The following is a 25,230-nucleotide window of genomic DNA, read 5'->3' as shown; positions in this document are numbered from 1 at the left end:
ATCTCTAATAGATTGGTTATTAATTGGGATAATATTTCTCCGGTGACATAGGCTCCGGCATATACGGTGGCATCCAGAATGCGGACTGACGTTTGAACTTCAAAGCCGTAGCCGGATACCAGTTCTTCCACGAAGCCGGATCAGTATTCTCTATCGGAGACAAAGTTCCTTCTCCATTCCCATTGACAGCGGAAACAGCATACTCATATATGGTCAGATTCTCCCTGTTCTGCAAACGATTATCCAACGAACCGGGCATATCGAAGGCTTTCCGAATGCCTTGAACTGTCTTATCAGTAAAGCAGTTTGCCTTTCCTTCATAGATTTTCCGGAATTCAGTTTCACCTTTCACTCTCCGGTACAAACGATACTGCTGTACGCCAAGAACTTTGCCCCACGATAATGTCACGCAGTTATCATTGAGTTTCATCCAAATACCTTCCGGATAGTGGGGTGCTTTATCAGTAATATAAACCGGATATTCCTGTGCAAAAGAAGCCTCCCTCTTTCCATTCATGGCAACAACCCGAACATGAATCTTACCTTCATAACCATTTTTGGATAACTTATAAGGAGATTGATTCGTCGTTTTCACCGCTTTCCAGTTCTTTCCACCATCAACCGAAACTTCCAGCCGCACCGTCTTCATCCGATTCGGATTTTCCCACTCAACCGATAGCTGATTCTTTTCGTACGTTACATTCGTTATTTTAGCAGGCAGCGGCATAGCCTTTTCTGTGGTATACTCCCATGTATGTTCACCCTGTGGTAATGTCACCACTGCCTGTCCTGCCTTCACGCTGACAGGTTGAGCTACACCATCGATATAGAAAACTCCTTTAGTTGTCAGTCCCGAAAGAGTCATCTCTGTGGCTTTCAAAACCTTAAACATACCCGACAAAGTTCCATCAACGGCACGGGTCACGGCAACAGCCGCATCCTGTTCTCTCTTCAATGACAAACTTAAACCGTCTGCTGAAATCTTTGTACCTTTGATTAAAGCTAGTTGCAGACTGCCATCCTTCATCCGGCGAATCACTCCTGCCTTGCCTTCAAATGTTTCTTGCTCCGTGTGATATTCCAAATCCTTTCCTGCACGGAACACCAAATCTTCACTTTGCGGAGCACGGATGCCTACTACTCCTTCCGGGTAAGCATCTTTCTTAGCCGGAATAAAGTCAGTTACATCTTTCGTTTCCAATAAAGGGATATTCTTCATGCTCCCCCGCAAGGGCGTCACTTTTCCTTTCTTATGAGAAACCAATGTCAGCAGCGAACCGAAGGCATCCCGATAAAAACCTTTGGATGTAACAGTTTGTGCAGTTGTCCAGTAATCATTACGTGCCGGTTTGGACAAGAAAGTAATTTGGGGATAATCAAATCCTTTTCCTGTAAACCAGGAGAAACGATGTGCTGCCCGCCAATTAGTTCCTGTTTCATCAAAGATCAGATAGTAATCCGTACCAACAAGCAAGATACTGCGGGACTGGTATTCAGGCCAGCTATATAAATCTGTTCCGGTAGCAGGTAATAGTTCCGCAAACTGCGCAATACCCAGATCATAGAGTGGAGCAGTCAACTCATTCATACCGATCGTACGGAACTCTCCGTTCTTCATCACACCGAAGTTGGTGATCCCATCCAAATTATTCGTCACATGGTCACCGGCATTTTCATTCTCATGACCGGTGAAAAGTTGTCCCTGCGCATAAAAATAGATGCCACCGGAATTTCCCTGTGCCTGATTTCCCCAACGATAATTAGGTCCTTTGTCCACTTGTTCCAAATGGATAGACAATTCTTCCGGCGTGTCCACACCCGCCCGGAGCACAATACCATGCCCTACATATTTACAGCTTTTCAGATGCGGGTTCGTTCCGGTATTATTTACTGTATGCATCTGCTTATACACCTCCGTCCAATCCGAATTATTCGGTTTATGCTCCAGTTCTTTACCCAGCTTGCCAGCCCAAAAGATATTCTCTGCCACTATCGGATCGTAGTTAAATAGCCATTCTCCCAATTCCATCAACGAAGAAGGACGATCGAAAGTCGTTCCTCCCCCATGTGCACCGTGAGCAGGATACTGGCGAGTGAAATGTTCTCCGTCCAATGCATCTCCCGGCTTCCATCCTTGCGGATAACCCGGCTTCGCATCTTTTATATTTCGATAATTATAGACAGGAGCAGTCAGCATATCCACCAACCATTTACCTCTCTCCGCCATATACGGGCTGGCAAACCGGTTCTTACCATCATACAATTCACTTGCTATATTAGAGTGACCTGTTGGACGAAGATAAGCCCAGTTGTAGACGCCCAAGCTCTCTACCCAGCGTCCGCCTTTTCCTTCAAAAGCTTTCACCTCGGGACGTGTGTAGAATAGACCGTAAATTTCCAGACATTTCTCAAAGAAGTCTCCCCACTCCTTAGCCATCGGATGTTCCGGGAATAAATAAGATACCTGCATAGGAACACACCAACCATCGGCCGCCATATTTGCCGTACCCGCCAATGAGGTGCGGATAGCATTCATCTCTTCGAGCATATTGACGTATCCCCCCATTATAAATAGGGCATTCACAGTCTTCCGTTGTTTCTCGGTCAACTTACGGGCATGAAACAGATAACCTTCTACCAATTTAGAATATACCGGACGGTGTTCTATTGAATGAATACCCGGATAAAAGTTCAACCCCATCGGATAATAAGCGAAAGCGGATGAGATCACACTCTTATAGAAACTCTCCGGAGTCAGCTTAGTAACATCGGTAAACAGGTTTTCCGGCTGTTTCCTGTCATCCGGATATTCCAGTTCCCAGTCCTTAACCTTATCCAAGCTCAAGGAAGCATATTGCTGATGTAGCATCTGTGCATAGCGATAGGACAGAAACTCCGATCGATGTGCACCACCATTAGCGGCAATCTTATCGATGCGTTTATTAAACTCTTTTACTGCTTGCTGACCTTGCTCTTCCGAAAAGAAGGCAATTGCAGTAGAACGACTTCCGTTCACGAGCGGATATTTAAAGTATAACTTCTTCTGATTGTACCGGAAATAAATACTTAAATCGGGAGTCGGCTGCCAGATTCCATATTGACGGTCGTCCCACTTTTGATGATCGTATACAAATACCCCCAGTTCATCCGCATTCTTCCCTTCTTCCCAGAAAGACATAATCGGAGTCTGCTCTCTCACTGAATTTCCGCCAAATGGAGAAATACGATAAATCATCTCCTTGGAAGGATCTTCTATCCAGCCCATTCCCGTCCAATGAGGATCTTCCTGCGAATAGCTGGTATGAACAGGCGCATCGATACCCACCCATTGCGATGCTTTGTCGAATACCCGGTCCCACTGCGTTCCGAAACGTTTGACAGGAGCAAAATCCTCCCAACACATATCTAGATATACCTGATCTTCTTTCGACAGATTATTCATCTCTTCTTCCAAGATAACGAACGGATAACCTTGCACCACTTTTACACGAGCGATATAAGTAGCATTCCCTTCCAGATAATACTTCACCTGATATGTAACAAACAGATCACCTTTTTCCACAGGAATAGTCTCTATCCGTTCAATCTTTTTCCGGCCAGCATATAATACATTATTTCCTATCTTTCGTTCACCTTTGCGAAGCGAGATAATGGGAGCCGGAGCTTTTTCCACCCCGGCTGCCTGTGAAGCTGGAATACACACAGCCAACTCCTCATTGCCTATTGAAAACTGATTTCCTTCTGACGCTACTTTCAACGGACGTTCCACCGCAACAGGTCGGGAACCTGTTGCGGTAAATTCATATTGAAACGATCCTCCTTGTGGCAATGCCGCAAAGAAACTTACCGTAGCGTTATACAACAGTCCGTTCCTTACCACCTTTTCCGATAATTGGAAAGGAACAGACTTGTTTTTTATTTTATCGATCAATGAAAGCGTATCCTCTTTCACTCCTCCTTCAAAAACGACCGGATAACTTACCAGAGTTCTCGGCCAATTATAAGTTGCAATATCAATCACATCCTGTTTTTCGAACCGGACGGATTTCCCGGCAGACATTCTTACCTGTGCCTGCAAGCATACTGCCAATACAATGAATACTACAAACAGAATACGTGTTTTCATGGTCTAAAATATTATCAATCTTTATAAGTTTGCCACCAGTGCATATGCACACCAAAGCACAGGTGCTTGTCCGTGAAGATCTCCCGTCAGTGGCAGACGGTTGACGTAATGTTCACGACTATTCTTAATCATCGTTCCCTCGCATACAGCCTTTACATCTCCTGCTTCATCAATATAGTTACATAAAGCAATCCAGCCCTGACGTGCTGCCTTTCCATATTCCTCCGCATCCAGCCAACCTTTCTTCACGCCTACAATCATTGCATATGTAAACATAGCACTTCCCGAAGTTTCCTCCCACAATTCCGGATCGTCTACCAACTGTCTCCACATGCCATGTTCATTCTGGGTCTCTTTCAGTTTTTTCATCATCTTCAGATAACCCTTCATAATGGCAGGTCTATCCGAGTTATTCTCCGGTAAGATACGTAATAATTCCGCCATTCCCACAGCCATCCAGCCGTTGGCGCGTCCCCAACAATAATGAGCGGAAGGAGCATGATAGAACAAACCGTTATTCAGTTGCAATGAATCCAGATAAACAACCATTTCACGGGCAGCACGATTGATGTATTTCTCATCTTTTGTCACCCGGTAAGCCTGTGCCTGAATAGCTGTAATCATAAACATATCGTCCATCCATAAACGTGTTTGCCAGGAAAATCCCTTATCCGCCCACGCTTGTTCGTAGGCAGTCAGTTTCAGTGTATCAGGAGCATCCCACTGTGTATCGGCATATTTCATACCCATTTCCAGGTATTTTTCGTCCTTTGTTTGCATATACAGTTCCAAAGGCAATACGCCAAAAACATTATTATCAACATGGTTTGCCTTAGGTTGCAAATAAGCCTCTGTAGTGAACAACGGTTGGAAGCGTGCTTCAAGTCGTTCCTGCAACCCGATATTTTGTGTTGCTTTTGCGAACCACAATCCTCCCAACCAAGTACATACATCCGGATAAGTGACCTGTGTACGCGGCTCGTCCACACGTAACGGACTACCGTACTGCGAATGCCATTGCTCCAGAAAGCGGTTGGATATTTTATTTCCTACAGCCACCGGATCTGCTTCCAGTGGGAAGTCTGTTAATTCAGTATTCGCTGTTCCGCGATGTCCGAATGTGAAAGCACATACAGCTACTACCACTAAAAGTAAAGATCCTATTATACTATATTTTCTCATAACTCATACCTATTTAATAATTTAATATACCAGTTTTTGCTGTTGGACAATCGGCAAAGCCGATATGCCCAGGCAAATTAGTATATAAAAGAGAATCAATCTCACAAATCAATCTATTTTGGGATGTACTAGTCTGAAACCGATTAATTTGTTACGTTTCTCTATGGGGAAAGCGCTGCGTGAGGAAACCCGACAAGCATTTGTATTGGTATTCCATCCTCCACCACGACAGATACGTTTTTGTGGTACATCTGATGGCAACGATTCCGGTCCCGTCGGATCTATCTGATCTTCTCCGCCATATTCTTCATACCAGTCAAGACAAACTTCGGCTACGTTACCGGACATATCATAAAGCCCCAGTTCGTTCGGTGCTTTCTTTCCTACTTCTTCCGGCCAAAACTGCATAGCTGTTTGTCCTTCGGGCAATCGGTAACAATTGGATAGATTATATCCTACTTCATCGAAGACATTACTACCGGCATAGATTGTAGAAGTCCGTTTTCTACCACCACGGGCAGCAAACTCCCACTGTGCCTCGGTAGGAAGCATAAAATGCAATCCGGTTATCTCATTCAGTTTATTACAAAAGTTCTGCATCTCTGAAAAAAGACGATTATCCATTGGCAAGCGAGTACTAGCCTTGTCTTTCCAGGAAAAATTCTCCCACTTACCCATTACATAAGAATATAGTTCTTGCGTGACCTCAAATTTACAAATGTAAAAATCACTAACAGTCACTTTATGCACTGGAAGCTCGTGAATATGAACGTTCTCTCCCTGTTCCGCAGTTCCTCCCATCAGGAAAGTACCACCGTTCACAAACACCATATCTTCCTTAATAAACTTTTCAAAGAACTTTACTCGTTCGGGACGTATTTCTGTGGTCCAAACATTTTCCGGATCTGCCGGATACCAATCCCTAGCATCTTTGATGCGTGGTATTTTGGTTGCATTTATAGTAGCAGCCTCAAACAAAGAAGGACCTTCCTTTAATGGCTCCGAACTGAAATAGGCATCACCCGGTTCTACCGGACGTGATATGTTATCATACTCATCATTATCGCTGCAAGAAGTAGTTGCCATAACCAAAGCAGTACCCAGCATTATATATTTTAATGTTTTTATCATCATAGCTTTCTTTTTTAGCGTTAACCGTTGATTAATATCCATCATTCTGCCACATAATCTCCTTATTTCCGTAAGCCAATATATCCGAAAGAGGGATAGGAGCTAGTTTATAGTATGAGCGCATACTATAAAGAGGTTGTTCACTCGTTTCATTATATCCTTCGTCTCTCAAAGCAAAATGCGCTTTCATGGCATCCTCTGCCAAATCCCAACGAATCAAGTCCGGCCAACGGATACCTTCAAAACAGAATTCTACAAAACGTTCTTTAACAAGATAATCGAATACAGACTGTTTATCAGGGAAATCTTCAGCGACTTTAGCTGTCAACCCGGCTCTTTTTCTTACATCATTGATAATAGGCAATATCTTTTCAGACAAGTTCGCCGAATAGTTCACCTCATTCAACGCTTCCGCATACATCAGTTTCACGTCCGTATACCTTAGGATAGGAATATTATTTCCCCATTCATCAACGGCAGTAGGCGCATTTTTAGTAGCTCTCAAGAATTTTCTGACATAATAGACATCCGGTTGCGGAGTACTTTTATCTCCATACAAATTATTAACAATGGTCAGATCCCTTCTTTTATCATTCTCTTCATAAACGCCATCACCTGCAAGAGACATAGACGCACGGATAGAACCGGAGGCACCAATAAATGTGATCCCATTCAGTTTCTCATAGTCCCCCTTATCCTTATTCAATGTAGAAGGTATAAACCAGCCACTGAAACTCTGGCTCAATCCCAAAGCCTTGCCGGCAGTACCACCTAAATACTGCACCTCCCACACGCGTTCCTTATCATTATTATACACGTCGCTGAAACAATCTTCGTATTTATCGGCCAATTTATAAAGAGTACCTTCCTTGGCAACTACCTGCGACAAATATTCCGCAGCAGTAGCATAATCGCGCATATACATATAAGTACGTCCCAGCATACCGGCAGCAGCATATTTTGTCACCCGTCCTACTTCACTGCTTGCCCAGCTTTCCGGCAATCTGTTGAATGCATCCTTAAAATCGGATATAGCTTGTCCGTAAGTATCTTCCTGACTGGAGCGCTTCACCTTATACACTTCTTCACGAGTGATTTCCTTCGTAATCAGCGGAGCACCTCCCCAGCACCAAGCAAACTGAAGATATGCCAATCCACGTAAAGCATAAGCTTCTCCAGTAATATGCTTCTTACGATCTTCATCCGTAAACGTTACCGCATCTATTCTACTTAACAGTTGATTACAACGAAAGACCAGCGTCCACCAAGACGACCAAGGCTTTGACCATCTACTCTCCATAGGAGTATCCATAAACCGTCCTATCGGACTGGAGTTACGAACTTCGTCGGCACGGGTAACAATCGCTTCCAGATAATTCTTATTGTAGATCGTTTGCAATTGGGCATAACAACCATTAATGGCAGTCTCAAAATCCTGCGGCGTCTTATAATAATTCTGGTCAGTGTAGATAGAAGGCTGGTCTACATCCAAGTATCCCTCGCAAGAAGAAAATGCGAACAGACAACTTATCCCTATGATTAATTTATACAATGATTTCATAATGACAATAGATTAAAATGTTAAGTTAACTCCGAATATATACTTTCTTGACTGTGGATAAGTGGTATAATCCGCACCACGTACCATCGGATTACTAGGTGAATAGCTATTGACATCCGGATTGCCGATATAGTCGGTGAATGTATACAAGTTTTCTGCCGTCACATATATCTTGGCATCCTGAATATGAGATGTTCTCAACCATTTCTTAGGCAATTTATAAGTCAGGCTGATATTCTGTATGCGCAAGAAAGACGCATTATAAATAGCCAAGTCCGTCATGTGCATTTGGCCGTCTTTATTTAGAGGCGAGTTGTTACCCAGACCGTAAGGCAACGGAGTCACTCCATCCCATGACATGTCCACTCCCAGATCAGTTGGTATCGGATTGCCACCGGCATAATCTTCCTTGTAGCAATGCAGCCATCTTTTTAATCCGTTATAGTTTCCACGTCCCGTATCCAGACTACGTCCTGCCAGATAAAGTACTTTACCACCAATCTGTCCGCGCAGGAAAACGCTCAACTCAAAGTTCTTATAAGAGAAGCGATTGGTGAAGCCATACGTCAGGTCGGGATCGTTCGAACCGTAAGGAACCATATCATCGGAGTTGATTTCTCCATTTCCGTCTGTATCGACATATCTCACATTCCCCGGAACCTGATTGGTCAATACAGGAACACGCGGACGGCTTTTGTCATATTTACCATCAGGACCAAGTTCAAAATCACTGTCTGTCAGCAAACCATTCGTGCGGTAAACGTAGAACTGCGAAATCGGTCCCCCTACTTTCGTAATAAAACGGGCGTCATACGCTTCTGTTATCACATCATCATTACCTCCCATATCAAGTACCTTGTTCTTATTCGCTGCCAAATTGAGCGAAGTAGACCATTTGAATGCTTTCGTATGTATATTAACCGTTGTCAGGTCAATTTCCCATCCCCGGTTTTCGATAGATGCCAAGTTCGTCTTTACTGTTCCAAATCCGGTGGCTGCCGGCAATTTCATCGAATAAAGCAAGTCATCCGTCTTATTGACATAATAATCGACATTTAACTGCACACGATTATTGAACATTGACAAATCGAATCCCAAGTCGAATGCTTTGGTTGTTTCCCATTTTAGGTTTGCATTGGCTATGTTTTTAGCATACACACCCACTTGTGAAGTACCTCCGTACACCGTGTTAGTCACATCATAATTAGGTATATAGTCCGCAGTACCGATACGGTCATTACCGGACATACCCCAAGAAGCACGAAGTTTCAACAGGTTGATAAGTTTGATATCTTTCATAAATTCTTCACCACTAATCTTCCAACCGCCAGATACAGACGGGAACATCGCCCAGCGGTTTCCAGGACCGAAACGGGAAGAACCATCACGACGTACAGATGCCGAAGCTAAATACTTATCAGCATAATTATAAGAGACACGACCGAAAAGTGAAGAAGTGCGAACAATCGTTCTCGAGCTGCTGGCGTTGGTAGGAGTAGCTCCCATGTTGAGGGTCGGCACACTTTCCAACGGATAGTCCATGGCTCCCATGTTGGTTCTGAACTCATTGCGTTCGTCGATACTCTGACCTAACAATGCTTCCAGTGCATGTTTTTTACCAAACTTCTTATTGTAAGTCAACGTATTCTGAATACCGGTGCGGCTCACACTGATTGTATTAACAGTTCCTTTCGTTGTCGAACCATTATTAGGCTGCACATTGGCAGGAAGGAAATACTCATCAATTCTCATGTCCGAATTATAGTTGAACAATGTCTTAAAAGTCAATCCTTTTATGATTTTAGCTTCTGCCCACAAAGAAGTATTGAATGTCTTTTTCTCGGTCTTATCTATTACACTCATTAATCTTTCATAAGGATTCACATTGTTACGGTAACTGGCATTAAACCCATACTCACGAGTATTCTCATCCAAACCGATGATAGGAGGCATCTGTAAGGCACTCATAATCTGCTTATCCTTTCCTTCAGACTCACCTTTATCCTGATGAGAAATGGTAGGAGCGAAAGTAGCACCCACTTTGATATACTTATTCAGATTTACAGAAGCATTCAAACGGAAGTTGAAACGCTCGAAACCAGTATTCTTCACAATACCTTCCTGATTGAGATAACCGGCAGAGAGATAAACAGCATACTTCTGCCCTTTGCTCGATACAGATACCTGGTGACTATGCGTGAAAGCATTTTGCAAAATTTGATCGATCCAGTCAGTAGTTGGAATATCATTTCTGAATCTCCAGTCGGCTACGTCCGAAGCCGGATTAACCAGCCATTGCTCTTTAATCTGGTCGCCGGAAGATCTTTTATTATTGGGCACATACATACTGTTTGTTCCTCCTTTATTCAGATACTTGGCGTTAGTATACCATATATTATAGGCGAGCCATTCTTGAGTAGTCATCATGTCCGGTAATCCGACCGCATTCTGCGTACCGATATAAGACTCCCACGTAATCACCGGCTTGGAGCCTTTAGCTTGTTTAGTTTCAATCAGTATTACGCCTGCCGAACCTCTGGCACCATAAATAGAAGTAGCCGCCGCATCTTTCAATACTTGAATAGAAGCTACATCCGAAGGATTTACATCGCTCATGGATTCCGTAATCACACCGTCCACAACGATCAACGGTGAAGAAGAACCGTTAATAGAACTTGCACCTCTGACCAGCACCTGCATTTCCTCACCGGGAATACCGCTCGATGTCTGTGTCTGCACACCTGCCAACTGACCGGAAAGCGCATCACTCAAACTGGTAATAGGACGTCCTTCAATAGCGTCCGAAGATATTTTGGAAACCGAAGTAGTCAGATTGGATTTCTTCACCGAACCGTAGCCTACAACGATCACCTCATCCAGTGCCTTAGAGTCTTCCTCAAGTTTAATAAGGAGCTGGCTTTTATCACCTACTTTGACTTTCTTCTCCACAAAACCAACATAAGTAATAACCAACACTGCATTCTTACTTACATTTAAGGTGAATTTACCATCAAGATTGGTTATCGTACCTACTGTTTTGTTTCCACTTTCCACTACGTTAGCACCTATAATAGGTTCTCCCATCATATCTGTCACCGTACCGGTCACTTTCATTTGCGCCCAAGTCATCGTACTCAAGCATAACACAAAAAGAGTAACCAGACATCTTATTTTCCTGCCGGAACTCTTCTTTAGATTGTTTTTGTCGTTCATACACTAAATTTTACAAGGTTAATAAATCGTTTACTATTCCTTAGCGGCGCAAACATAGATAATGTTCATTCATCTCACTTGGGGAATAGTATCAAAGACCTGTAAAAACGTCCCAAAGTTATCTTTTGGGACGTTTTTACCATAGAAATATGCTTTTATACATATTGCTTAAGGTAATTGGCAGGTGCTATGTTATAAGTCGATTTAAACACTTTACTGAAATAAGAGGGGTCAGAATATCCGACATCATAAGCCACCTCGGAAACGGTATATTTACCAGTCGCCAACTTCTCGGCAGCCAACTTCATACGTACATTCAATATTAACTTATTAGGTGATACATCTGAAATAGCTTTTATTTTACGAAAGAATTGCGAACGACTCATTCCCAACGCTTCGTGCAGATCATTAACTGATAAATCGGGATCTTGTGCTTTTTCGCGAATCAGCTCCATTAACTGTTGCAAAAACTCATCCTCCGCACTCAATTCGTCAACAGGCACCTCGATAGCATCCAGTTTTTCACTGAAAAGCTGACGAAGCCGATTACGGTTCTTGATGATACTCTCCAATTTAGCCAACAGAACTTTAGGTGCAAACGGTTTCAACACATAATCGTCCGCCATCGCTCCATACCCTTCTTCAATATGTTCATTCAGCGCTTTGGCTGTCAACAGCACCACAGGAATGTGAGCGGTAGTCATTTCTCCCTTGATTGCCTTACACAGCTCGAGCCCATCCATTACAGGCATCATCACATCACTGACAATCAAATCGGGAATTTGCTCGATAGCCATTTCCAACGCATCTTTCCCATTAACAGCTTCCGATACGATGTACTGCTTCGACAATATAGAAGCGACATACTGGCGCATATCATCATCATCTTCCACTACCAGCACACGACATCGGTCGTCATTGTCCGATGCCACAGCATTTTCTTCCTCGATGGGCGCAATACATTCCCGTTTTATCTTTTCCAAATACGTATCTTCATGTGTCTCTACAAATTCCACATTGGCTTCAGCGAAACATTCCCTTCCTAAGTTCAACTCTACAAAGAACTCGGAGCCATGACCAAAGACACTCTCCGCCCATATCCTTCCTTTGTGCAACTTCACCACATATTGCGCCATGTTCAGCCCGATACCACTACCAAATAAATCGGCTTTACTTCCCTGCTCCACCTGAAAAAAAGGATCGAATATTTTCGACAGATTCTCTTCCGAGATACCTTCTCCACAATCCTTCACAGAAATCACCACATGGTTTTCTTTTTCCAATGAACGTACTTTTATCTGCGTCTCTTTGGGTGAATGTTTCACTGCATTGGACAAGAGATTGAACACTACCTTCTCCATCAAATCCATATCAATCCAAAGATCATCACCATAATAGGTGTTCTTATATTCAATAGTCAATTCTTTCTTATGTAGCAAGTCAGAGAAGCTGTCGATCTGGCTGGTCAGGAAAGTTCCTATATTAACCCGACTCAATTTCAACATCATAGCCCCATACTCCAGCTTCCGGAAGTCCATCAACTGATTGACAAGCAACAACAACCGATTGGAGTTCTTATAAATCTGCTTCATGGGGAACAAGAATTTGCCGGGCAACGTTTCATCCTGCAAGATGTCTTCTGACGGACCGGTAATCAAAGTCAGCGGTGTGCGAAGTTCATGAGAGAAGTTTGTGAAAAGTTCAATTTTCATTCGGTAATTGCGTTCGGTGTTTTCCTTCTCTATTTCTTCTATTCTTCTTTTATACTTGGCGGTCTTCCGCTTATACAGATAATACATTAAAGCACCGGCCAGTGTAAGTGCCAACAAAACATAAATCATTTTCGCCCATCCGGTCAACCAAATAGGTGGATACACAACTACATCCACCGCACTACTTTCGCCCCATTCACCATTACTATTGCACGCTTTTACATAAAAAGTATAATGCCCGGCAGGCAAATGCGAATAAATGACTTCATTACGTTCAATATAATTCCAGTTCTTATCCAGTCCTTCCATTTGGTAAACATATTTATACCCCTTCGGAAAGATATAATCCAACGGAGAAAACTTAATGGAGACAGCCGCATTCTTGTAGGAAAGTTCCACATGCTCCAAACTGCGTGCATTATCAAATTTCACCTGATCTGTGCCCTCGTCCGAATCCAGACTATTGACAGAAGATATGCGCACCACCGGCAACAACTTTTCTTGTTGGGCAACAATTTCTTCAGGAGAAAACTCCGCAATGCCATTGTTTCCACCAATATAAATCCGTCCGTCCTCTGTTTGGAGTAAAGCGTTTCTGGATACCTCATTCAACGGAAAGCCGGTGTCTTTTGTATAATTGACAATCTTCGCGTCTTTCACAGATAGTCGCGATAACCCAACGACGGTAGATATCCAAAAATCTCCCGTTGTCGGATCTTCCAGTACGCCACATACGGAATTGTGTATCAATCCTTCTTTCACTCCGAAATGTTCGATAGTTCCTTTCTCCAAGTGACAACGATATACACCTAGATTATAAGTACCGATCCAAAGATATTGATTGCTATCCAAATAAAGAAGACTGACGTTTTTGTTCTTCAGAACACTGAAATCAATCTGCTCACCTTTGAAATAATGAGCAGCCTCCTTAGCATGATAAGGAAATTTCCATACGCCACTGGTACGTCCGCCAACCAGCATGGTAGTGCCATAAGGCAATAAATCCTGCGTCAGCATGAATCGAGTGTCTCCATCCTGATTCGTAGAAAAAGAACGGCTAAGTGTCTGCGTCTGCGGATTATAACAGGAAAGTTCGTTTTCGGCAATCCAGATATTACCCAATGTATCCTTTGCCATCGCACGTATCTGCGCATTGGGCGAAAGTGCGGTCATCTGCCTGCTAATAGAAAGAGTTTTCAAGTTCAAGGAATAAACTCCTTTATTTAACACATAGAAAAGCACTTCATCTTCACTGTTCCGAAACATATAGTATACTTCATCCTCTCCCGTACAATTTTTCCCCATTGGCAACGGAATGTTTTCAACCTTGCCATCGGCAAGACTCAATGTACAGATTCCGCTATTGTGGCCGATCCATAACTTGCCCTGCGCTTCTATCAACTTACCATTAACCCTTACCGGCTGATTAACATTGGTAGTCAGCGAATGATACCGGAACAGGTATTGCCCGGAATTATAAAACAAGGCACCCTCGTTGAAAGTACCGAACCATAACGATCCCTGTCTGTCTTTATAAAGAGCCATCAAACGACGTGTTGACAACAGCCCCACAGGAATACGTTCTTCAAATGTCCGGCGAACGGTATAGGTATATTCATCCATTACTGCCAATCCGTTATCGGTTGCAAGCAACAATGTCGAATCATTATATACCTTTATATCATGCACCTGCCCTTCCCATAATCCCATATCGGCAGGGAGCTTCACTTTAATCTTCGTCACTGTACGAGTAGGACAATCGTAGAGTTGCAAATTTCCCAAGCTTGAAGCCAGCCAGGTACGCCCTTTCGCATCCAGAAAAATCTTCAGGAAAGCCGGATAGTCCGGTCCGTCAAGAATATACGAGTAATCGGAAGTGCGGGTATCCAGCCTAAGAATACCTTTATTAGCCACATTCAAGAGAAGGGATTCGTCCGTACAGGGAGCCATGCTGTTGATGTACAATCCTTTCAAGTCCTCCATACAAATGCATTTCCCATCCCGCAATACATAAACTCCCATTTTGGTAACCACCCAGACGGCCTTATCCGGTGCTATCCACAATCCGACCACTACTCCGCGAGGGAGTTCATCACCTTGATAGAGCGTATTCAAATCGATAAATCTTTCCGCAAACGTATCAAACAAAGTCACCCCATTGAAAGTACCGATCCACATTCTTCCCTGCCCGTCGCCCGTGATACTGACAATGTCATTGGATTGCCTGACCGTCTCTTCCGATTCATAAAAGAAACTCTTTATTTCATAGCCGTCCAGACGATTCAGTCCATCCTTGGTACCTAGCCATATATAACCCATTTCATCCTGATAAATAGCTTTTACCGTACTGTTGGACAGTCCGTCAATAACCGAATATGAACGGTAAGAACTCTCCGCGAAAAGAGCATTTATGCTACTTGCGATGAGTATGAGTAATATGATTATTTTCTTCATCAACATTGATTTAAGACAGATTCCTATGGTATTAGACACTTATACTTACTTCTTTATTCTTAATACTTTATATTCCATCGGATTTACGGAAACAGTTCCCGCTTTCCATTCTTCTCCCGTCATCACATCGTTGCCCGGATAGTTGAGTACCACCTGCTGCAAGTCACCAGAGAAGTTAATCAGATAAAGATATGAGTTTCCTTTCATATCTTGCAATTCCGCTATTTCCATTAACGGACTGGCATGGTGAGCAATCGGCTTTAGTGAGGTTTCGGAGATGACCACATTCATTAATTGATCAATCACTTTTTGTTCGGGTACAGTGGCAACATAATACATTTTCCCATCACCTACCCGATTACAAGTAATGGCAGGAGCGTCTTTGAAATAAGCTCCATTATACCGGGATAAAACAGTAGCCTGCACAGGCTTAACCTTATCAAACCAATATTTACATATTGCCGTAGAATCAACGTAATCCAGTGTATTGTGCTTTCGTCCGAAAAGAGCTTCCTGCCGCTCGATTTCAATTCCCGCCAACCGCTGCAAGGGTTGGTAAACCCCTCCATCAAATTTGTGAAATTCTTTATCGCGTACTCCGGTGAGACAAGTCATCACCACAGTAGCCCCTTTTTTCACCTTTGTTTCTATTTTCTCCGGAAAGTCCGGTGCGACCAAAGCCAAATAGGGAATAATGACACAATCATATGGCGACAGATCAGCGTCTGGAGATACCATATCCACCATTACCGAACGAGAGCGCAAAGCTTTATAATAAGCGTATACCTCCCTCAAATATTTCAAATCGGGACAAAAAGTATACCCATTTTCAAAGGTCCAGTCCGCATCAAAGTCCCGAATGATAGCTACACGGGCAATTGGCAAGAGCTTTCCGGTCTTTGCGTACAACGCCCGTACTTCATGGGCGGTCTGCTGTATTTCCTGATATTTATCCCGCTTCACATAATCGGATTCCACCACGCCTGCCATCAAATGTTCATGAGCAGACTCGAATGCCCTGAAAGGAAAGAACACGGACATATTACATCCATAAGCCAATTGCTGATGTGTCCACAAACGAACGATACCATCGGGTACAATCTCTCTTTGTGTCAAGGCAGTGCGTCCCACTTGCTCTTCTGTCACCCATATATTCTCCTTTCGTCCCCCACGAATCTGCTGCAAGGCAAAAGACACCATCGACGGTTCAAAAGGCTGCCCCACATTGTTGCCATACAGATTCTCTACAGTACAGTTGATAGGATAATTGTCTATGGACAATACATCACACTCTTTACCAAGCTGATAGAGATCAATCGTCGTCACAAATCCTCCTCCGCCCACATTAGTGGTACAAAGCATTCGGGGAGCTATTTTCTTTATTTCATCCCGCTGCATACGATAAAAATCGAGCGTACAGTCCGAGACGAAACGTTGATAATCCAAGTAAATAGCGGGATTGTCCATGCGACGGGGCAACCATGCCTGGCTGAAAGAATTCAAAGTTTCGCTCCAGAAAGTAGTTCCCCATGACTGGTTGAGCTTCCCGATAGTCTTATACTTCTTCTGTAACCATTCTACAAAACGCATCCTACAATTCTCACAATAGCAATATGGATCCTCTGTTGTCATTTCATTATCTATCTGGAAACCGATAACAGCCGGGTTCTCCTTGTATCTCGCCGCTAATTCGCGGACAATACGGACGCAATAAGTGCGATAAGCCTCGTTACTATAGCAGGCATGACGACGACGGCCGTATGCTTTCCGCTGCCCATCCACCTGTACTTGCATTATATCGGGATGCACGTCACACATCCATTTGGGAATAGCAGCCGTAGGGGTACACAGTAGAGTCTGAATTCCTTTCTTCTGCAACGTATGAATTGCGTTGTCCATCCATTCGAAAGAGAAATTTCCATCCTCACTCTCCAATGAACTCCAAGCAAAATCTCCTATACGTACCATATTCAGATGTGCCTCCTGCATCAAAGAAGCATCTTTATCTATTCTTTCCTTCGAAAGCTGTTCCGGATAGTAGGCCGAACCCACATACATTTGTGCATTTGCAGTTATATTTATCACAATAACAATTGCCAATATATAGAATTTCATAAGATCAGATAAATTTGATTGCATTAACGACACCCGGCAAAGATAATATCCCTTTTTCTAAAATCATGCCACTCAAGCGGATTTTAACAAGAAACTCCATTGCCAATCAACAAGACAGGATCAAACGGAAAGAGCCCGGCACAATACCGAGCTCTCCCACAAGCTACATCATCACTGACTCGCACAACTCATTAGGGGCATCTCACTTTTACTTGTTTATTTTTGCTTTTACCTCACCGATAGATTCAGCATTTCCCAATTCTTCCATCGTGAAAGACTCGTTACCCTGATCTTTATCCAATTTCGAAATCAGGATAAAGTCGAAACGATTGCCCTTATACTCATTCTTTTTGAGGTCTTTCAGAATCTTGTTGTAAATTTTGATGTCATCATCTTCACTGGTGTATAAAACCTTCGGTTTCCCTTTCACCTGAAATTCATACGTATACACACCTTGCTTTTTAGCGTCTGCACCCAACTTGGAAAGGTCGAAAGCAATCCATGTAAATCCACTCTTATCTTTACCCAATTCGTATCCTCTCAACTGTTTAATCATCAATGTCCCTTCTTCTCCATTCAGTGAGTAATTTGGAATAAAGATAGATATTTTGGCATCCCTGATACTTAAATTTGCCTTATCAGCCTTTACCTTGTAATAAATAACTGATTTGCTATTTACAGCATGAGTCGTTTTGCTGGATGGATTGCAACGTTTTCCATTGTCGGCGGTAAAGGTAATACCTTTAGCGTTGTAATCGATAGAGCCTTCCTTTAATTGCCAGTTGCCATTTGAGGATAAATCCCAAGGGGTACAGGATACTGATTGTGCCACCATTGAGGTCGTTCCTGCAACAAGGAATAGAGCCATAAATACGATTATTCCCAACAGTGATTGTTTCTTTATATTTTTCATAATGATTGAGTTTTATTATTTTTGTATTTTCTTTTTAACTACGGACAAGGAAGCTACGCCGACTTCTTTCACAAGGAACGATTCAAACTTACTTTTATCGCCCAAGTCTGATATCATGATGAAATCCAAGCGATTGAAAGTTGCTCCTTCCACTGCCATCATATCTTTTGCAGCCGCAATCAAAGCATCATACAGATCCGAACCCGATTTGTAGGTGGTGTCCGAGGTTTCTCCATCCGGTCTGAATTTCATTTCCGCTGTATGCCCTTCTGTTCCAAGCTTCGACAAATCGAAAGCATACCACTGATAACCTTCCTGGTCTGTCCCTAGTTCTTCGCCTTTGTATTGAGTGATTGTTACAATCCCCTCTGTACCATCAACGTTTATTTTGCCGTCGATATACACAGAAACCTTCGCGTTGTTCGCAGTGATTATTGTTCCCTGGGTCGCTTTCGCCCGGTAATAAATCACTTTATTGCCCAGTAATGACATAGCCAGACTAAGTCCCTTCAGATTGGAATCGCATCTGTTATATCTGTTTGCCGCTGTCGATGTCAATTTAACATATCCGTCCACATAGTCTACCGTAGCACTTGAAACCGTCCAGCCTTTTGTCATATCAAAAAGATATGGTACTTCCTCTTCCACTTCGTCCGCTTCCCACTTCGACGCTGTGATGCTGTTTCTTTTTCCTCCGGCAAAGCAAAGACCACCTGCAGGAGCGGTAAAACTAGCAGTATAACTTCCATCTGAACCTACTAGAGTAACGGTCAGTTTCTTTCCTTCGGCACAAGCGGCATTATCTCCATTGGCGCCTAACATCAGATAAGCCTTGATGCTGTTATTTCCAGACGTGATTGCCGAGAAGCCGTTCAGATTCAATGAAACATCTGTTCCTACGGTGTTGTTGGTTACGGCCAGACAAGCCTCCTCCGCATGAATCGCAACTGATTGTGGCGTTCCCACTCCTTCAGGCAGATTCTTGAGATTGAGCACCAACAGTGATGATTGCACTGTAGCCGCATCTCCAAAGTTGATAGAAGTAACATCAGATGAATTGACCGCCAACTTAATGGTATGGAATGCAGCCAGGTGAACCGTATTATCGTTGCCGTTCTGCGCCTGCCCACTGTACGAAAACGCATCAAATGCAGCCGTATTAGCCAATTTAGCCGGATACAATACGGTATATCCGCTGGCGTCTACATCAGGAGCGTAACCGTTAAAAGTGCCGGCATTTGTATTTGCTCCTTCCGCCAGCGTAAAGACCTGTGCATCAGCACCCGCTTTTGCCGGAATAATAGTGAAAGCATCGCCTTCCGTCCATTTGATAGCAACGGCAGAACCATTGTCTTCATATCCCATACGGGTTTGGGCGTCATTGTCTGTATATGCTTTGATTGAGATCTGATTGTATGATAATGCGTTATTATGATTATTCTCTAGCATATCTTCATTGCTGCAACCCGTTATAACGATGCCTGCCAAAGCAGCCAAGAGTGATACTGATTTTATTGTTTTCATTTTTCCTTTGTATTAAATTAAACTACTTGAACTTTCTATCTAATTAATCTTCAATATTAATTCCTCCCCCAAAAGACGGAGTATTTCCGCCTGTCGAAGTATTAGAATCATCCAATATCACTCCATCGCCAAACGAAGGAACGGTAACGATGATGTCTTTGTCTATCGGTGTATCATCCAGATCCCAGTTACTGATATTGATAACATGGCGTTTGCCTCCAGCAAAAACGACATCAGACTCCATAACAAAGGTTTTATAACATCTGCCCGTAGTACCGGTTACGTTGATTTTCAGTTGTTTGCCGGCAGACAGTTTTGCATTGCCGGGATTAGCTCCAAGCACCAGATAAGCTGTCAGCGTGGGAGATGCCGTCATATTGACCAGCTTCAGAGAGATTTCGTTCGACACAGTAACATTGGTGGTTGGCAGACAGTTTTCGTCCGCCGTCAAAGTGATTTGAGTAGGCGAACCGACATAATCCGGCAACTTCTTGAACGACAACACCATCACGGAAGATTGTACCGCATTTGCAAAACTGAACGCAGTATAATCGGATGTTGTGCCGGCCAGTTTCACAGTATGATAAGCAGCAATCCCTTTGACGTTTGAGCTTCCATCCTGCTGCTGACCTGCAAAAGAGAAAGTATCAAATTCCTCTACCGATTGAAGCGTACTTGGAAATAACACTGTATATGTACCATCGCCCACTTCAGGAGCCGTCCCTACAAAAGTACCGACCGGTGTGCCTGCTCCTTCGGCCAACGTAAAGACCTGACTCTCGTTGCCATTATCCGGTATGATTCGAAAAGCATCGTTTCTCGTCCAACTGGTAATGAGGCCATCCGCCTGATCGACGTATCCCAACCTGGTGTTCAGAGAATTCATTGTCACCCTGATTCTCGTAAGACCATCTGCGGGAATCTCGTCTTCATTGCTATTACTGCTGCAACTTGCAACACTTATCGCTGCGAACGATAAAAGCGAAGCTGCACAGATTGATTTAAGCATTCTCATAATACTAAAAATTAAGTTATTAATAGATATAAATTAGATAATCATTGTTCAAATCCCGGTAGTCACCGATGCCTCGGTAGGGGACAGAATGGCAACAATAGCCGTTCCACTGGGGCTTGGTATAGATACCGTATAAACGGAACCCTCTTTAGCCACCGATATACCACTAACAAATGTCTCTACCTCGTCAGGTTTTCTCATCGGTATAATCAGCGTGATGAATTCGGCATCTTCGCCACTGTTAAGTTCGGTCTGCGAGCAGAGTACCGAACTAATGCTTTTATTGTTGCGCAGCGGATCGGTCTTCACGCTCATGGTATTATTGTTCTTTGTTCGCGGAAAATAGAAAAGTGTCTGTCCTGTAAAGTCGTATCGACTATCCAGTTTCACCATGCTACTCTTGTGTACTCCTTGCAACAGCCAATTCTTTCCAGTCTTAGCTACAGACGGCCACACATTATACAGTACACCGACCACATCTTTCCGGTTGTTCCCGGCAGCCGAGGCAACCTTGTCGTAAACAATAAGAACGCCATTGTTCAGCAACAACATCTTTCTCTTTGCGCTAATGCCTTCATACTGGAAGCGGGTATATTCTACTTCGCCATAAGCCACATCTTCAGAAAGCTGCTTGACCGCATAATTGCCTATCACATAATCAAAACGCGAATCAAATCCCAGTCTACTGTAATAAGATGCGTTCGGCTCTACTTCCGCCTCCGGTATATTGAATATCGGGAAATTCTCGCTCAAGCTTTTGGGTGCGATAAAAGGCCGGTTGATGCGGAAGCCTTCTGCCGGACGTCCCAAATAGGTGCAGACGTGCGTTCCGTTGAAGATAAAGTTGTCTATCCCAATGCGATGGTCGGGAGCTGCCTTGTGTTGTGTATAACTTAAATCCATCAGCATATAAGGCGCACGCGGATGATGTCCGGTAGAAAGGATCAATTTATCCTGCACTTGCTTGTAATCCCTGTCTCCCCGACCCAACAACAGACCGTCATATTTGCTCTTCGAAGTGATGCGGGGAGTGAGTAAAGAGGAGGTTTGTTGAGCGGGGACATCGGCATCGGTATCTTTGCGGTTGATGTCGATGGGATAGAGGTCGATGTAGTCATTGTTCCATTGGGTACAACCCACATTGAAACGGAAGTCTTCATACTTACGAGCCATGTACAGGTAATACGGATCTTTGAATAAGCGATATCCCACTTTCAGACACCAAGTCATCCCAATACCGGCATCCAGCAAATATTCTCTTCCTCCTTCATACACTCCTCCCATGAGTTTTCCCCATCCGGCAGTTTGCCCCGAGTTCATAATGGTACGGCTCATGCGATCCATGATACGCTTGATATGGATACTGTTTTTCAGTCCGGCCTCATCGTTCAGGAGCAATCCCCAATGCAAGAGCAGGTTGAAGCCGGTATTTGCGTCATAATGAGGTGAATTGTCAGCATCGTAAGAATAATTAAGGAGTGCATTGTATACCGTATTAAACGAGGTTTTGCATAACGGATATTTGGTGGAGTCGTCGCTATACAGCATCTTCACCCAAAATGCAACGTTCAAAGCGAACAGCTCCTTGTTGTATCCTGTCGACAGATAATCTCCTTTATAATAATTGGCTTTTCCCTCCACATGAGTGTCGATGACAGATTCAATAAAGAGTTTGATTTCTCCTTTATAGGCTCCCAAGCGTTTCAGACAATAGGCATCTTCCATGATAATGCCCGCCGGCTGTGTGGTGTTGAGATCCCTCAAACTGCCGCTTTGCCCGTTTTTCTTATCTATTTCTATCTCTTGAAGTAATATCTTATACTGAACTTTAATGTCATCTTTGATTTTCGTAACCAGAAGTTTTTTCAGTTGAGGGCAGTTATAGTCAACACAAAGGTAAGTAAGGTCTAGATACGGACTGCGTTCCTTAGTAGCTATTTTCGTAAAATTATCAATCCATGCATTAAGAGTATTGCCTGTGATCGCCGTATTTAAGTTTATCCAAAAGTCAGAAATACGCTTTCTCACCCTGGTGTCTCGTTCCAGTACTTCCTGCCTTGTCTCTTCTCTCGGAACATAATCCATCGGATAAATGGCATCGGAATAAGGAGCTGCAACACCCTCTACATAAGACTCGTCCTGACTGTTCCTTGTCTGTCCGGATTCTGCCGAAGTATCTTGCGCAGCCACTAACTTTTCATCCTCACAAGCTGATAAAGAATAAACGCCGCAGAATAAACATAGAAAACTGAATAGATAACTATGAATATGGTTCATAATATTAAAATTTACTGGTTACAGAATTAAAGTTTTATGCGGCAAAGGTGGGAAATACCAGCTTTTGAATCATGGAAAATTGTATCAAAGGCTGGTATTTTAGTCTCGAAAGGTCAAATAGAGAGATAAATCTGAAAGATAAGAGATTGAATTGTATTCTTATTGACTGGAAGATGAAAAGAGAGAATTACGGTTTCATGAACCACTTCTTTTTCGTGCGTACGCTACTCTTCACCAATTTAGTATGCAATTCTTTAATCGTGCATAGTTCAAACCTCTCCTGAATGTATACATACATAATGACCAAACGGATCAATTCTTTATTCGGGCATGAGAACTCTTCTTTAGACAGCCCATCTATCACTATATCCAATAGACAGAGGGAACACTGCAATTCTAGTTTTGACAATCGGTCTACATTTTCAATCTGTGCAAAGCCAGGCCAGTTTTCTTTCAAGAAGAAAAGTTTGTCGACGGAGCGTTCTAAATCGTGCTTCATCAGGCAGGAACGGGAACAAGTAAGATTACTCATAATATCTTTTTTAATTATGTGTTTCCGTATACCAATGAAAAAGGCGCGGAAACTATTACTGTACTATCCCCTAGAAGGCTCTGGTAAGCCCGTAATCGAATAATAAGCAATAGCTCCACGCCCGTTGGGATATATAACAAATATATATACGACATAGACGTGGAGACCGGTCACTTATTACCTGCGATTACCAAATTTACCAGATTTTCTAAGGCAGATAATAAAAACACTTTCTCCAATTCAAAACAAACGTATCTTCTCTCTGAAGACACGCTACAAATATAACTATATTTTCAGATAATACCACTGTTAGCGCAGTAAAATAGTTTAATTCTCCCCTACTCTATATCTATCAGATAGAACAAGGCGCATAAATACCTCAAACAAGCAGAGATAGTTTGCTTTTCTCCCTGATATAGTTTATCTTTGCTACTGATATAGTTCATTCTTCATGGCCGTGGCGAATTCCTACCACGGCCGTGGGAAACTAATGATAAAGGCACCGGAAGACAACTATCCCTACGCCTTAGTCCAAGAATAAAGGCAGGATAACTTATAAAAGCCGCTTGATAGCAAACAAACAACAGCTATATAAAACCCTCCCCCTAAGTCCGAAGATGATCGATTAGCTTCGCAACAACAGAAAACAATGTCCTTATAGGCCTACAACGGAAAATTAAAGGTACGTAGTCGTATAAGGCGAAAACAAATAAATAATGGCAATACAATTTGAATTGTACAAGACTCCCCGCCCGAAAGACGAGGAAGGTAAAGAAGTGTATCACGCACGTGTAGTCAACTTCCAACACATTAACACAGACTATCTGGCAAAAGAAATCCAGATAGCCACCTCTCTGACTGAGGGAGATGTGAAGTCAGTCCTCGAATCTCTAAGTCATTTTATGGGAGATCGTCTCCGGGAAGGAGAAAGTGTCCATCTGGATGGCATCGGTTATTTTCAAGTAAAACTGAACAGCAAAGAACCCATCACTTCGCCCAAACTAAAAGTGAATCAGATGAAACTCAAAGCCAACATCAGTTTCAAAGCAGACGCTAAATTGAAAAGGTCTGTCAGTGTTGTTCATATGGAACGAAGCAAACTAAGATGCCATTCTGCCTCCCACTCAAATGATGAAATAGACAAACTACTGACAGACTATTTCAAGAGTAACCCTGTATTAACCCGTCGTGACTTTCAAGGGTTATGCGGATTTACCTCTACCACTGCCGCACGACAAATCAAACGGCTGAAGGAAGAGGAGAAAAAGTTGAAGAATATCAATACTTATTATAATCCGATTTACGCGCCGATGCCGGGATATTATGGCAAAGCAGAGATAAAAGAGGATGAAGCAAATACTATACAGCAATAAAGTAAAGAGTATGACAAAAGTACCCAAGAAGGCACTACCGAACATTTTGCCGACGTCAGCAAAATGGTATTCCTGATCATAAATGAGAGACACCTTGCGGCG

The 25,230-nt window shown here is 43.0% G+C and carries 13 protein-coding genes; 1 reads left to right on the top strand and 12 read right to left on the bottom strand.

All coding sequences use genetic code 11. The features are described from left to right. Positions 1 to 19: 19 nt before the first annotated feature. The 12 genes from I2I04_RS04400 to I2I04_RS04345 all read right to left on the bottom strand — a co-directional run bounded on the left by I2I04_RS04400 (position 20) and on the right by I2I04_RS04345 (position 23,755). Positions 20 to 4,126, bottom strand: coding sequence for a hypothetical protein (locus I2I04_RS04400; protein WP_195654416.1), 4,107 nt, complete (start codon positions 4,124 to 4,126; stop codon positions 20 to 22). A 21-nt stretch (positions 4,127 to 4,147) separates the two neighbouring features. Next, a complete protein-coding gene (locus tag I2I04_RS04395; protein ID WP_195654415.1) occupies positions 4,148 to 5,308 on the bottom strand; it encodes a glycoside hydrolase family 105 protein in 1,161 nt (386 codons plus the stop codon). Between the two features lie 108 nt (positions 5,309 to 5,416). Next, entirely contained in the window at positions 5,417 to 6,442 is a 1,026-nt protein-coding gene (locus I2I04_RS04390; protein ID WP_229126921.1) for a formylglycine-generating enzyme family protein, read from the bottom strand. 28 nt (positions 6,443 to 6,470) lie between these two features. Next, complete coding sequence (locus I2I04_RS04385) at positions 6,471 to 8,000, bottom strand: RagB/SusD family nutrient uptake outer membrane protein (RefSeq protein ID WP_195654414.1); 1,530 nt, start codon at positions 7,998 to 8,000, stop codon at positions 6,471 to 6,473. Between the two features lie 12 nt (positions 8,001 to 8,012). After that, a complete protein-coding gene (locus I2I04_RS04380) occupies positions 8,013 to 11,213 on the bottom strand; it encodes a SusC/RagA family TonB-linked outer membrane protein (protein ID WP_175630452.1) in 3,201 nt (1,066 codons plus the stop codon). 155 nt (positions 11,214 to 11,368) lie between these two features. Further along, a complete protein-coding gene (locus I2I04_RS04375) occupies positions 11,369 to 15,379 on the bottom strand; it encodes a two-component regulator propeller domain-containing protein (RefSeq protein WP_229126920.1) in 4,011 nt (1,336 codons plus the stop codon). 45 nt (positions 15,380 to 15,424) lie between these two features. Further along, positions 15,425 to 17,494 (bottom strand): beta-galactosidase, encoded by a 2,070-nt coding sequence (locus I2I04_RS04370; RefSeq protein ID WP_195654412.1) that lies wholly within the window; start codon positions 17,492 to 17,494, stop codon positions 15,425 to 15,427. 208 nt (positions 17,495 to 17,702) lie between these two features. Further along, positions 17,703 to 18,407 (bottom strand): DUF2971 domain-containing protein, encoded by a 705-nt coding sequence (locus tag I2I04_RS04365; RefSeq protein WP_195654411.1) that lies wholly within the window; start codon positions 18,405 to 18,407, stop codon positions 17,703 to 17,705. Positions 18,408 to 18,422: 15 nt separating this feature from the next. Then, complete coding sequence (locus I2I04_RS04360; RefSeq protein WP_195654410.1) at positions 18,423 to 19,931, bottom strand: hypothetical protein; 1,509 nt, start codon at positions 19,929 to 19,931, stop codon at positions 18,423 to 18,425. Positions 19,932 to 19,974: 43 nt separating this feature from the next. Continuing rightward, positions 19,975 to 20,946, bottom strand: a complete 972-nt coding sequence (locus tag I2I04_RS04355) for a hypothetical protein (protein ID WP_195654409.1) — start codon at positions 20,944 to 20,946, stop codon at positions 19,975 to 19,977. 48 nt (positions 20,947 to 20,994) lie between these two features. Beyond that, a complete protein-coding gene (locus tag I2I04_RS04350) occupies positions 20,995 to 23,223 on the bottom strand; it encodes a hypothetical protein (protein ID WP_195654408.1) in 2,229 nt (742 codons plus the stop codon). Between the two features lie 187 nt (positions 23,224 to 23,410). Then, positions 23,411 to 23,755: a hypothetical protein gene (locus I2I04_RS04345; protein ID WP_195654407.1), complete on the bottom strand. Its 345-nt coding sequence runs from the start codon at positions 23,753 to 23,755 to the stop codon at positions 23,411 to 23,413. A 716-nt stretch (positions 23,756 to 24,471) separates the two neighbouring features. Here I2I04_RS04345 and I2I04_RS04340 point away from each other — a divergent pair. Further along, positions 24,472 to 25,128, top strand: coding sequence for an HU family DNA-binding protein (locus I2I04_RS04340; RefSeq protein WP_195470359.1), 657 nt, complete (start codon positions 24,472 to 24,474; stop codon positions 25,126 to 25,128). Positions 25,129 to 25,230 lie beyond the last annotated feature (102 nt).

It is taken from the genome of Bacteroides sp. 1001136B_160425_E2 (assembly GCF_015559655.1).
Lineage (GTDB): Bacteria > Bacteroidota > Bacteroidia > Bacteroidales > Bacteroidaceae > Bacteroides > Bacteroides luhongzhouii.
This window is presented reverse-complemented; position numbering and strand designations above follow the sequence as displayed.

Excerpts from the sequence above, each read along its gene's own strand:
- I2I04_RS04400 (WP_195654416.1), bottom strand. The coding sequence starts at position 4,126 with ATGAAAACACGTATTCTGTTTGTAGTATTCATTGTATTGGCAGTATGC.
- I2I04_RS04395 (WP_195654415.1), bottom strand. The coding sequence starts at position 5,308 with ATGAGAAAATATAGTATAATAGGATCTTTACTTTTAGTGGTAGTAGCT.
- I2I04_RS04390 (WP_229126921.1), bottom strand. The coding sequence starts at position 6,442 with ATGATGATAAAAACATTAAAATATATAATGCTGGGTACTGCTTTGGTT.
- I2I04_RS04385 (WP_195654414.1), bottom strand. The coding sequence starts at position 8,000 with ATGAAATCATTGTATAAATTAATCATAGGGATAAGTTGTCTGTTCGCA.
- I2I04_RS04380 (WP_175630452.1), bottom strand. The coding sequence starts at position 11,213 with ATGAACGACAAAAACAATCTAAAGAAGAGTTCCGGCAGGAAAATAAGA.
- I2I04_RS04375 (WP_229126920.1), bottom strand. The coding sequence starts at position 15,379 with ATGAAGAAAATAATCATATTACTCATACTCATCGCAAGTAGCATAAAT.
- I2I04_RS04370 (WP_195654412.1), bottom strand. The coding sequence starts at position 17,494 with ATGAAATTCTATATATTGGCAATTGTTATTGTGATAAATATAACTGCA.
- I2I04_RS04365 (WP_195654411.1), bottom strand. The coding sequence starts at position 18,407 with ATGAAAAATATAAAGAAACAATCACTGTTGGGAATAATCGTATTTATG.
- I2I04_RS04360 (WP_195654410.1), bottom strand. The coding sequence starts at position 19,931 with ATGAAAACAATAAAATCAGTATCACTCTTGGCTGCTTTGGCAGGCATC.
- I2I04_RS04355 (WP_195654409.1), bottom strand. The coding sequence starts at position 20,946 with ATGAGAATGCTTAAATCAATCTGTGCAGCTTCGCTTTTATCGTTCGCA.
- I2I04_RS04350 (WP_195654408.1), bottom strand. The coding sequence starts at position 23,223 with ATGAACCATATTCATAGTTATCTATTCAGTTTTCTATGTTTATTCTGC.
- I2I04_RS04345 (WP_195654407.1), bottom strand. The coding sequence starts at position 23,755 with ATGAGTAATCTTACTTGTTCCCGTTCCTGCCTGATGAAGCACGATTTA.
- I2I04_RS04340 (WP_195470359.1), top strand. The coding sequence starts at position 24,472 with ATGGCAATACAATTTGAATTGTACAAGACTCCCCGCCCGAAAGACGAG.